10 protein-coding genes are annotated in these 11556 nt (G+C 57.0%); 5 read left to right on the plus strand and 5 right to left on the minus strand.

The window, feature by feature from the left end:
- Positions 1-119: 119 nt before the first annotated feature.
- From ACR0J5_RS00565 to ACR0J5_RS00580, 4 genes are all read right to left on the minus strand, one after another.
- Positions 120-1289 carry a CmpA/NrtA family ABC transporter substrate-binding protein gene (locus tag ACR0J5_RS00565; RefSeq protein WP_480649914.1) on the minus strand — a complete coding sequence of 390 codons (1170 nt, stop codon included), beginning with the start codon at positions 1287-1289 and terminating at the stop codon, positions 120-122.
- Entirely contained in the window at positions 1286-1870 is a 585-nt protein-coding gene (locus ACR0J5_RS00570; RefSeq protein ID WP_480649915.1) for an ANTAR domain-containing response regulator, read from the minus strand. The genes ACR0J5_RS00565 and ACR0J5_RS00570 overlap by 4 nt, the downstream gene beginning before the upstream one ends.
- A gap of 162 nt (positions 1871-2032) precedes the next feature.
- The gene (locus tag ACR0J5_RS00575; protein WP_480649916.1) at positions 2033-4453 is read right to left on the minus strand and encodes a DUF3857 domain-containing transglutaminase family protein; all 2421 of its coding nucleotides are present in this window, start codon (positions 4451-4453) and stop codon (positions 2033-2035) included.
- A gap of 380 nt (positions 4454-4833) precedes the next feature.
- A complete protein-coding gene (locus tag ACR0J5_RS00580) occupies positions 4834-5445 on the minus strand; it encodes a TetR/AcrR family transcriptional regulator (protein ID WP_480649917.1) in 612 nt (203 codons plus the stop codon).
- Between the two features lie 146 nt (positions 5446-5591).
- On the opposite strand from ACR0J5_RS00580, the gene ACR0J5_RS00585 reads away from it, so the two are divergent.
- Positions 5592-6056: a (2Fe-2S)-binding protein gene (locus tag ACR0J5_RS00585; RefSeq protein ID WP_480649918.1), complete on the plus strand. Its 465-nt coding sequence runs from the start codon at positions 5592-5594 to the stop codon at positions 6054-6056.
- 3 nt (positions 6057-6059) lie between these two features.
- Positions 6060-8237: a xanthine dehydrogenase family protein molybdopterin-binding subunit gene (locus tag ACR0J5_RS00590; protein WP_480649919.1), complete on the plus strand. Its 2178-nt coding sequence runs from the start codon at positions 6060-6062 to the stop codon at positions 8235-8237.
- Between the two features lie 131 nt (positions 8238-8368).
- On the opposite strand, the gene ACR0J5_RS00595 is transcribed toward ACR0J5_RS00590, so the two are convergent.
- A complete protein-coding gene (locus ACR0J5_RS00595; RefSeq protein WP_480649920.1) occupies positions 8369-9400 on the minus strand; it encodes an NADP-dependent oxidoreductase in 1032 nt (343 codons plus the stop codon).
- 211 nt (positions 9401-9611) lie between these two features.
- On the opposite strand from ACR0J5_RS00595, the gene ACR0J5_RS00600 reads away from it, so the two are divergent.
- The 3 genes from ACR0J5_RS00600 to ACR0J5_RS00610 all read left to right on the plus strand — a co-directional run bounded on the left by ACR0J5_RS00600 (position 9612) and on the right by ACR0J5_RS00610 (position 11531).
- Positions 9612-10433: a DUF2189 domain-containing protein gene (locus ACR0J5_RS00600; protein WP_480649921.1), complete on the plus strand. Its 822-nt coding sequence runs from the start codon at positions 9612-9614 to the stop codon at positions 10431-10433.
- 105 nt (positions 10434-10538) lie between these two features.
- Positions 10539-10664, plus strand: a complete 126-nt coding sequence (locus tag ACR0J5_RS00605; RefSeq protein ID WP_480649922.1) for a hypothetical protein — start codon at positions 10539-10541, stop codon at positions 10662-10664.
- A gap of 144 nt (positions 10665-10808) precedes the next feature.
- Positions 10809-11531 (plus strand): serine aminopeptidase domain-containing protein, encoded by a 723-nt coding sequence (locus tag ACR0J5_RS00610; protein ID WP_480649923.1) that lies wholly within the window; start codon positions 10809-10811, stop codon positions 11529-11531.
- Positions 11532-11556 lie beyond the last annotated feature (25 nt).

The following is an 11556-nucleotide window of genomic DNA, read 5'->3' on the forward strand; positions in this document are numbered from 1 at the left end:
TTCCGATGTAGTGATTAAGCCACCCGACCTGCGCGGCGTCATCACTTTTCGCTAGTTCCGGGGAGATTTTCTGCGATGCAGCAAGAAATAATGCTGCACTGCGAAAAAAATGGGCACAATTAGGCCGTCGGTTCGAAAATACGGCGGTCGAAAAACACGTTTCGGGGTAGAATCAGGCTGCCATTGACCGAAGCCACCGCAGTCGACTCGGTGAGCGCACCCTCCAGTTTTTCCGATGCACCGGGCGTTTCGACGCCCAGTGATTTGAGTTCCCGGCGGTACAGGTCGCTGCGAAAGACTTTGGCGGCCTGTCGCTCAGCGGTGCCTGTGTCCAAACCGTTTCGTCTTGCAAGTTGGTGGGCGACCCACTTTGCCTGACTGCGCCATGGAAAGGTCGCCGCGCCATCGAAGAATTCGACGAATCCTTTGACCGAGCGTTGTTCTCCACCTGCGGAAATCGTGAATTCGCCCAACAGGGCGCGATCGATCAGCTCGGGCGAAAGGTTGAGGTACGCTTTGCGTGACAACATATCTGACGCGGTCGCTCTGCTTTCCGGATCGGCAAGCCATCGGCCGGCACGCCAAACGGCCCGCATCAGGCTGCCAAGCAGATGTGGCTCTGTCTCGGCCCAGTCTGTTCTGACAGCCAGAACCTTTTCTGGCGCACAGGTCCAGATCGCCTGCCCAGGCAGCAACAAACGTCCGACATTGTCATCAACTGCGACAGAGCCCCAGGGCTCTCCGACGCAAAACGCGTCGATCTCACCGCTTGCCAGCGCCTGTGCCATGAGTGGCGGTGGGACAGTGCGGATTTCGACCTGTTTCGATGCCAGTGCGGTGCCTGCAACCCAATAGCGCAACAGTTCAACATGCATTGAGAAAGGGAAAGGCACCCCAAAGACCAGAACGTCACCGGCGGCCTTTGCCAGCGTCGCTCCGGCAGTTTCGGCATCGTTAAAGTCGAACTCATACCCAAGATCGACCAGCCGAGCCGCCAATTTGGTTCCAACACCAATGACATTGCCATTCAGGGAAAGAACGGACACAGCCGACAACGGTGTCGCGATGCCACCAAGACCCAAAGCCATTGCCACAGGAACCGGAGACAACAGATGTGCCGCATCGACATGGCCAAAGGCCAGCATATCGCGCAACGATGACCATGAGGGGGCAGGCCGCAGATCAAGCGAGATCCCCTCTGCACGATCGAACCCCATCTCGCGGGCCACAATCAAGGGCGCAGCGTCGACCAGCGGCATATAAGCGACGGGCAGGCTGACGGTTCTCATGACAACAACCCCGATGCTGTCACCAAAGCCTCAGCGACATCCGCCACGCGCCGGTTCTGGTTCATCGCGGTTTTGCGCAACAAGGCATAAGCTTCGTCCTCCTGAAGGTTTTTTGCCTTCATCAGCAAGCCCTTTGCCCTATCTATCAGCTTACGCTCTTGCAGTGCGCGGCGGGTCTCTTCCAATTCCACACGCATCTGACGCAGCATTTGGAATCGCGCGATAGCGGTGTCCATCACGGGTTTCAGGCGCTCGGTCTGGAGACCGTCCACCACATAGGCCGAAACCCCGGCCTCGACTGCGGCCTTGGCCAGACCGCCTGCGGCACCGGATACAAACATCGCCACCGGACGCTCCATCGGGCCTGAGGCAACGGTCAGCTCCTCCAACATGTCCCGGGATGGGTTGTCGATATCGATCAGCACGATGTCGGGGCTGTGGGTGGCGATCTTGCGCGCAAGCCCCGATACGTTGCCAATCACAAAGACGTCCACATCACCGGAATCCTTCAAGGCATCGACAATAGCAAGCGCGCGGTCCTGATTTTGTTCGACCACGACAACGGTCAGATTTTGGGTCATAGCCAGTCAGGTGGGCCGAGGGGGTGCCCGGGACAATTTCAAAAGCGCTGATCTTATTGCTGATCGGCGCTTCTGCTTAATAAATCGGCGTTTCCTGGGTGCATTGCAGAAAGACTGCGCAAATGGTTTGCAAGATCGACCGGAATCTGAGGCGCGCACAATCTACAGGCTGGGGTCCATGATGATCAATGCGATCATGGCATAGAAAGGCGCGCACAAAACAAGTACGCCAATGGCGGGCCAGCCGAATCTGGAGTTCTTGCGAATGACGACCGGGTAATCGGAATTCAGCTTTTTCACCTGCACCACCATCGGAAGCCAGGCCAGCAGGGTTGCGCATGTAAAGAGCAGAAGCCAATCCGATACATCCGAGTCCAAATCGGGTTCGTACCACGAAAAGATAGTCCCCACGAGCAGGATTGCAGCCAGCCCCATTGCCGATCTGTGATGGGTTTTAGTCTTGTCCGACCAGGCCGCGATACGGGCAAACAGACTGAAATTTGTGACTGGGTTAAAGACAGCCCGCCAGAACGGAGATACAGGCTGTTCCCCGACATCTCGGATCCATTGCCAGTTCTTAAAGCTCCAGAAGGTCGGATAGACACCTATTGTTCCGATCGTCATCACGATGAATTTGGTAACTGATACCGGGTGATAGACCTGATCCTTGCGCCATTCCACATCCCTGTTTCGTGTCAGAACGGCACCGGTTAACGCTATCAGGCCAACCCCAAAGAAATACACATAGACGGCCAGCATGCCGTCTTCGGTGTCGTCCAACCAATTGTTCGCAGCGACGGCGTCATGCGAAAGGTCAATTGTAAGAGAAACCTGTGTGTCGTTCCGGGCGTCTCGAATGTCTGCCATGGAAGCAGGAAAATCGCTCGCGGTAATCCTGTCTGCTTTTGAGATATAGGTTATTTCTTTGGTATATACGTCGTTCAGGAAGTGCTCGGTGCGATTGTATTCAAATGCTGGTTGCTCAAAGCTTTGCTCGGCAGCGTCTATGGCCCAAGTGTCGTCCAGCAAAAAACGCATCGATTGTCTGGTCCGCGTTGGATGCGAAAGTGCATACGGCATGGTGCGCGCAGCGCCTACAAAATTGGGCATGTCGAAAAGCAGGTCACCCGTATCGGCATAGAACTCGTTGACATCAGGTGTGTCGCTGTCTTTCCAGGCCCCCGGAATGCGGTATTGCCCCGTAATGACCAGCTCACCCGCGGTTTCGTCAATGTCGACCTGCAGATCGGCAATTGCTTCGGTTTGTGGACGGCTGTTCTGGTAGAATTCCAGGAAGGACTTGTTGGCTGCCTTTGGTCCCAGCTTTTGGTACCAGGACAGCATCGCGTCCGCAGAACCCATGCGGTATCTGGAAACGCTGGTCAGTGTTATCGTGTCGGGGTCAGACACCACGTCGTACGTGTCGGTGAAATCCCTGTACAGCTCGGGCTTGGGCGCTTCGACTGGAACAAGGCCGGGGCCATTTTCTGCAACGACAAGACCTTTTCCAAAATCGGCCTGCTGAAGGTGATCAAGATCGCCCAGTTGCACACCGCGCGTCGGATCAAGGAAATAGGTTCGGCCCGCAAGCACAGCTGACACAATGACATGATCGAATGCACTGTGAGAGGGCGGAAAATCCTCAATCGCGTGCCGGCGGTCAAAATCAACCAATACCGGAGATGCCTCAATCCCAAGCTCGGCCAACAAAGCGATAAGAAGGACGACCATGTCCTTGCAGTCACCAAACCGGTTGCGCAGAACCTGATCTGGCTGACGCGGTACAAAGCCACCCGGTCCGATTTCTATGCCAAGATAGCGGATTTCACGTTGGACGAAATCCAGGGCCGCGCGCAGACGGTCTTTGTTGGAAACGTGCTTGTTTCGGATTTCGGTGGCAATTTGCTGCAACTCGGCGGATTGCAGGTTGCTGACGTCATAGAAGGGCGCGAAATGTGCACCGACTGCCGCCCAGCTGTCATAGCTGCTGAGGTATGTCGTAGGGTATGGTATATACCAGCTGGGCAAGTCGTCATCGACATCAATCGCCGGAATGTTGTCCTGGACCCAAAGGTATTCGGTCTCATCCCCAATGTCCGAGATGGCGGGGAGGCGAGGGTCTCTGAAAGACCGATCCTGTATTTCGGTGTGGTCAGGGACGAGTACGCGTTTGTATTGGTATTGAACCGGTGCGCCGTATTGCAGTTGCACACGGGCTGAAAACTCTGAACCCAGCGCAGGGTTCCGGCCGTGGATGGTGTAGGAATAGTCCAGAATGTCTCCGGCGCGCACATCGGGGACTAGGTAGGACAGCACCATTTCGCCGTTGTAAATCAGCTTATCACGGTCGACTTCCGCGCGATACATGTCGAACAGTGAGCGGTCCAGTATATCTGACACTACGCCATCACGTACGCGGTGCAGGTGGTGGAACGAAACAACCTGATAACTGGGATCAAACCTTATCGAGAGGGATGAGTTTTCTTCCACCGCGTTGGGGGTCGTCAGTTGTTCGGCGTAGTGCAGAAAGGCATGGGTATCGGATTCGCTATGCCTGATTTGGGTGTCGACCAGCAAATACATGACTTCGCGGTCCCGGCCCAAAGGAAACTCTGCTTCTGGGCGATCTATCTTGTTGATCCAGGATGCAGGCGGTTCAATTGTCAGGTAACGCGTGACGTTCTGTGCCCATGCTGACGAAGTGCAGAAAACGACGAGCAAAAAAGCAAAAATACGTGCCATTCCAACAGGAATACCTTCTTGTTTTCAATGCAGTGGTTTTAACAACCTTGTTTTGGTCCGAGAAAGAGGTCTCGTGCGTTTTGTAAAACTGGCATGTCGCGTGTGACGAAAATACCAAGGGTTTCGGCTATCGACTTAAGCGAGAAATGCAGGAACAGGGGATGGTATTGAAGCCGTCTGCGGTGGGCGGCATTTCGGGCATGAAGGCCGCCATTCATGATCTAAGGGCCGTATACCCCATACCGGCACAACACCATTTCCACGGTGCTGTCGATCACCTTTTGCATATCTTCTGCACTGATAACCGCGTCCGAGAAGACATACGGCCAAAAGGCACGTGCTTTCAGCAGGCCCACAAATTCCTGGGCCGCGGCATCCGGGTCTTCGATATGCAGCGCACCTGCTTTTGCGGCGTCAGACAGGAACTGGCTGAACACGCTGTGGGCATCGATTTTCATCTGGCTGTTTTGGACCACCTCGGGGTTGCGCAGGTTTTCGCTGATCAGCATCCGCGCGGTTCCCATGACCTCGTACGAGACGAAAAGCCGGCCCTCGGCTTCGGCCAGTTCGGTCAGTTGCTGCCGGATGTCACGCGCGGGCGAATAGGTTATGTCCAGTTCGGCCGCCATCCGTCCCCACATCAGTTCCACGATGGCGGAGAACAAGTTCTCTTTGCTTTCAAAGTGCTTATAGACCGTCCGCTTTGACACTTCGGCACGTGTTGAGATGCGATCCATGCTGGCGTCACTGAATCCCCGCTCCTGAAATTCGGCAATGGCAGCTTTGATGATCTGCTCTCGTTTGAGCTGGGTCAGAGAAGTGGGCGTGTTCATGTCGTTCCGGCTTTGGTCTGCGGGCAACCTACCGGCATTTTGGCAGGCTGTAAACTTTGGCGTTTACTTTGCGATCTTTTGCGCTAAGGTACACTCTTGAGTTTACACCAGACAGGTCGTCTTCCCCCAACAGGAGATCCCCATCCATGACCATTTCCCTGAAATTGAATGGCAAGACCCATCAGGTCACGTCCGAACCGGGCACCCCGCTGCTGTGGGTGATCCGGGATGAGCTGAAACTGACCGGAACCAAGTTCGGCTGCGGTGTCGCCTCGTGCGGGGCGTGCACCGTTCACCTGAACGGGGAACCCGTGCGGTCGTGCCAGACCTATATCGAAGATGTCGAGGGTGGCGAGGTGACCACCATCGAAATGATGGAGCAGGACAAGATCGGTGCTGCTGTTCAGCAGGCCTGGCTTGAGCTGGACGTTGTCCAATGCGGATATTGTCAATCCGGCCAGATCATGAGCGCCGTGGGACTGTTGCGCGAAAACGCGTCGCCCACGGCGGAAGAGGTCGACGATTACATGCATGGCAATGCCTGCCGCTGTGCCACCTACCAACGCATTCGCGCAGGCGTTCTGCGCGCATCTGAAATCCTGGAGGCGTAAGAGATGACATCCACTCTATCCCGCCGCGGCTTTCTGAAATCCGCCGCCGCCGCAACTGCCGTTCTGTATGTTGGTGCAAATGCCCAAGGGGCTTTGGCCGCCGGTTCATCTGCCGATGCCATGCTCAACCCCTTCGTCAAAATCGGTGAGGATGGCCGGGCCATCGCGATTGTCAAACATGTGGAATTCGGGCAGGGCGCGGCCACGGGTTTGACAGCACTGATCGCCGAAGAACTTGGCGTCACCATGGACCAGATCGACTATGAATTCGCGCCGTCCAACCCGCAGGTTTACAACAATCTGCTCTTTGGCCCGTTCCAGGGCACGGGTGGCTCGACGGCCATTGCAAACTCTTACCAACAATATCGCAACGCCGGTGCCGCCGCGCGTGAGATGTTGATCGCGGCTGCGGCCGAAGCGTGGGATGCTGATTCTTCAAGTCTTGATATCGTCGACGGTATGATCACCGGTGGCGGTAACTCCGCCCCATTGGGCGCGTTCGTGGCTGCCGCCGCCACGCAGGCAGCCCCGGAAGCGCCGCGTTTGCGCGAGGCCTCTGAATGGAAGATCATCGGCAAGGATCAGACGCGCCGCGTTGACAGTGCCGTCAAGGTCAACGGCAGCGGCCAATATGCGATGGACCTGCAGTTGGACAACCAGATGGTTGTCATGATCTCGCGCGCTCCAAACTATGGGGCAACCGTGGCCGGTTTTGACGACAGCGGCGCGAGTGAGGTCAAGGGCTTCATCATGGCGCAGGCGCTGCCCAACAAAGCAGGCGTTGCGGTTTATGCCGAAAACACCTGGTCGGCGATGCAGGCGCGGGACGCGATTACCGTGGATTGGGACATGTCGGGCGCAGAAACACGCTCGTCGGATGAGATCAAGTCCGAGATCATGGCCGCACTGGCGGCAGAGCCCGAACTGAACGTGAACAAGGCCGATGCTGCGGCTGTGTCCGCAGCGATTGACGGGGCCGCGACAGTGCTGGAGAAAGAGTTCTATTTCCCATTGCTGGCCCATGCTCCGATGGAGCCGCTGACCTGCACGATTGAACAAACCGCCGATGGGGACATCGTTCTGCATGACGGGGCCCAGATGCCCACCGGTCCGCATATGGCTTATCAGCAGATCTTTGACCTGCCTGCCGAGAAAATCCACGTCAACTCCATGTTGGCAGGGGGATCGTTTGGTCGTCGTGCCACACCGGATGCGGATTATCAGGTTGAGGCCGCGCTGGCCTTTGTCATCACCGACCGCTCGCGCCCGGTCAAACTGGTCTGGACGCGCGAGGATGACATTCGCAGCGGCTATTACCGCCCGGCCAATGGCCACAAAGTGCGCGTCGGGCTGGATGCGGATGGCAATATCATCGGCTGGGATCACCGCGTCGCGGGCCAGTCGATCATGATCGGCACTGCGTTCGAGGCGTTCGCGGTGAAGGATGGCGTTGATGGTTCGGTCGTTGAGGGTGTCCACGAAAGCCCCTATCAGATCCCGGGCCTCGCTATTGGTTTGACCTATACGAAAAAGGCAACGTCTGTTCTGTGGTGGCGGTCGGTCGGGCATACCCATACGGCCTATGTGATGGAAACCATGATGGATCTGGCGGCGCGGACGGCGGGCCGCGATCCGGTTGAATACCGTCTGGGGTACCTTGGCGGCGACGCCCGCAAAGCCAACGTTCTGAAAGTCGCCGCAGGGAAGGCGGACTGGGGCAATGCCAAAGCGGGCATCACTCAGGGGATCGCGGTGCACAAATCATTCGGGTCCTATGTCGGCATGGTCGTCGACATTTCGGGCAATCTTGAAGATGGCATTCAGATCGAAAAGGTCACCGCTGCGGTCGACTGTGGCGTGGCTGTCACCCCTGATCAGGTCAAAGCTCAGATCGAAGGGGGCATCGGCTATGGTATCGGTCACGTGATGCGCGGCCAGATTACGCTGGATGGTGGTGTGGTCGAGCAGTGGAACTTCCCAGATTACGAGCCGCTGCGCATTTCCGACATCAAGGCGATTGAGGTGCATGTCGTGCCGTCCGCCGAGGCTCCGACCGGTGCCGGTGAACCCGGTACGCCGCCGGCCGCGCCAGCCTTGGCAAACGCGATCGCGACCCTGACGGGCGACGACCTGTTTGTGTCGGTCCTGCCGATGAGTGAAAACGGCGTTTCTTTCGCCTGATCAGGCGGAAAGGAAGGTTGCGCAATCAACAATGAAAGGGGCGGTGCCATGTGTGATGGCGTCGCCCTTTTTCTGTTCGTGATGTTCTTGGCACGGATATTGCTGCTACATCGGCGCAAGGGCGTCCGACCCTAACCGACCTTCACAACCATTTTGCCGAAATTGCCGCCATCCAGAAGTTGGTTGAAGGCGTCCGGCGCGTTCTCCAACCCCTCAACGACGTGTTCCTTATAAGCAATCGAGCCGTCTTTGAGCCACCCGGTCATGTCGCGCACAAACTCTTGGTACACATCGGGGCCAAAACTGTCGAAGATGATGAAACCCTGCATCTTGACCTTCATCCGCAGCAGCGTGCCCATGATGGCGGGGGCCATATCCGGCCCCTCGGGCAGGCCAGGCAGGTTGTACCACGCGACAATCCCGCAGACAGGCACGCGGGCAAACGGGTTCAAAAGCGGCAAAACCGCATACAGAACCTTGCCGCCAACATTTTCGAAATAGACATCGATGCCATCGGGGCACGCACCGCGCAGCTGCTCGGCCAAATCCTCTGCCCTGTGGTCAACGCACGCATCGAATCCAAGGTTTTCCACAACATGCGCGCATTTTTCGGGCCCGCCCGCGATGCCGACCACACGGCAACCTTTGAGCTTTGCAATCTGGCCAACCGTTGCACCCACCGGTCCCGCCGCAGCGGCGACAACCACTGTCTCGCCTGCCTTGGGCTCTCCGATCTTCAAAAGGCCCGCATAGGCGGTATAGCCGGGCATACCCAAAATCCCCAACGCCCAGGATGGGTTTTCCGGCGTCTTGCCCAGATTGACCACCTGTGTGCCATCCGAGACGGCATAATCCTGCCAGCCGCTCATGTTCAGCACATAATCACCGGCCTCAAACCCGTCCAAGTGGGATTCGACCACTTGCGCCACGACCTGAGCCGTCATGACGCCACCGATGGCGACAGGCTCGGCATAGGATTTTGCATCATTCATACGCCCGCGCATATAGGGGTCCAGCGACAGAAACTCGGTCCGTACCAACATCTGGTCTGGGCCCGCTATGGGGATGTAGGTGGTTTCAAGGCGCAGCGTATTGGCGTCGGGCCGTCCTTTCGGACGTTCGGTAAGGACGATACGGCGATTGATGTCGGATGATTGTGGCATTGGATATCCTGACTGAATACTGAGGCGCTGTGTAACAATGCAAGATCGTCCGAAACTGTCCAGAGTGAAAGAGGACTGGTATGCTTCAAAGGCTGCCGCATGAGGGTTCGACGCCAAACCGCAAAACCCGCCACAGGGCGTTTTCATCGACCGATACTGCACCCTTGCCCAAAAACGGCGTGTGACGCACACTTAGCTCAGGAGGACCGCCGTGACATCCGAAACCGCAAAAACTTCGCCAGTGAAAGAGCAAAACCCGCAGCAGCGCGGATTGCCCGTAGTGAACCGTGTAACGGCTGATGATATCGCGGCATCGCTGAAGGCCGGATTTTCCGACTTTCTGTCACGTCCTGTCCTGAGCGGCTTTTTCGGTCTGTTCTATGCGATTTTCGGCCTGCTGTTCGTATGGGGCCTTGTCTGGCTTGGTCAGATTTGGATGATTATTCCCGCCGCGGTGGGCTTTCCTCTGATCGCGCCATTCGCCGCAGCCGGGCTTTATGAAATGTCCCGCCGCTTGCAGACCGGCGAAAGCTTTGGCTGGTCCGAGATTCTGGGCGTCATGGCCAATCAGCGCAAACGAGAAATGGGGTGGATGGCCTTTGTCACGCTGTTCGTTTTCTGGGTGTGGGTCTATCAGGTGCGGCTTTGGCTGGCGATCATCCTGCAGAATGCCTCTTTTTCGAATTTCGACGGGTTTCTGCACACGGTGTTCTTCACCCCGCAAGGATGGATTTTTCTTGCCATCGGGACCTGCATCGGCGCGTTTTTGTCGGCTGTTTTGTTCTCGGTCACCGTTATTGCCATGCCCATGCTGCTGGAGCGGGAAACCAACTTTGTCTCGGCCATGCTGACCTCCCTTCGTGTTGTCGCGGAAAGCCCTGTTGTCATGCTCGGCTGGGCCGCCATTATTTCGGTCACCATGTTGCTGTCGATGGTGCCCGCATTTCTGGGCCTGATCTTCACGCTGCCGATCCTGGGCCATACAACCTGGCATCTGTATCAGCGCGCCGTGCAGCTACCGGCAGAGGACTGATCACAGCACTGTCACACAGGTTTGACCCAGGCGTCAGCCGTGCTGTGTTACGCAAGATCGGCAGCCCTGGGGTTGCATCCTTGCAACGAATGTAAAGGCAAACACATGATCCGAGCCGCCCTTATCACCGCCAGCCTGTTCTTTGTGGCCGCCTGCGATGGCCCAACCGGTGGCAGCGCCGAAAACCAAACACGCGAATTCGAAGACAGCTTTCGCAACAGTGGCAGCTAATGCCATCGCGTCGGGTTGAACACGGTTTAGCCCGGCGTTTTGAGAACCCGATCTGTCCGTAAAAATGGTCCCGGCTCTGACGGGCGCGCCGGAGCATCAAACGGAAGATCTGTTGCCCTGTCTGCCAATCCTCACGGTGTTCCCATGATCAGATCATTCCTTATCTTTGTTTGCGCAATGCTGGTAAGCGCTGCTGCCGCTGCCGAAACTGTACAGTTCAAGGCCCAAGATGGGGTTGTTGTCACCGCCGAATTCCAAAAGCCCTCCAAAACCTATGACACCGTTCTCGTCCTGTTTCACATGGCCGGGGCCAGCCGGGGTGAATATACCGAGATTGCCCGGCGCCTGAACGGGCTTGGTTATGCGACGCTAGCCGTCGATCAGCGGTCCGGCGGCAGGTTTAGCGGTGTCAAAAACGAAACAGCAGCCAGGGCAGGGGGCAATGTGGCCTACACTGCCGCCATCCCCGACATGAAGGCAGCAGCAGCCTGGGCACGTCAAAACGCAAACGCGCGAAAAATCGGGGTCCTTGGGTCTTCTTACTCTGCGGGTTTGGTTCTTGTGCTGGCTGCGGAAGATGCAGGTTTCGCAGATGCCGTCATGGCGTTTTCTCCGGGTGAGTATTTCGGTGGCAAAGACTATGTCTCAAAACGGCTTGGCACGCTGAATGCACCCGTGTTTCTTACATCGGCTCGAAATGAAACGGGTCAGTGGAAGCCATTCGCGGCGAAAATCGACGGCCCCGTCACCGGGTTTACGCCAGCAGGCCGGGGGCGTCACGGCGCATCCGCGCTTGTTAGTGGCAATGGCAAGGAATACTGGACAGCACTGACCACGTTTCTCGAGACACATTTACCACCCGGCTGAGCGCGCATCGGTTGCTAGGGACAAG

The sequence above is a fragment of the Ruegeria sp. BE1 genome (assembly GCF_056538885.1).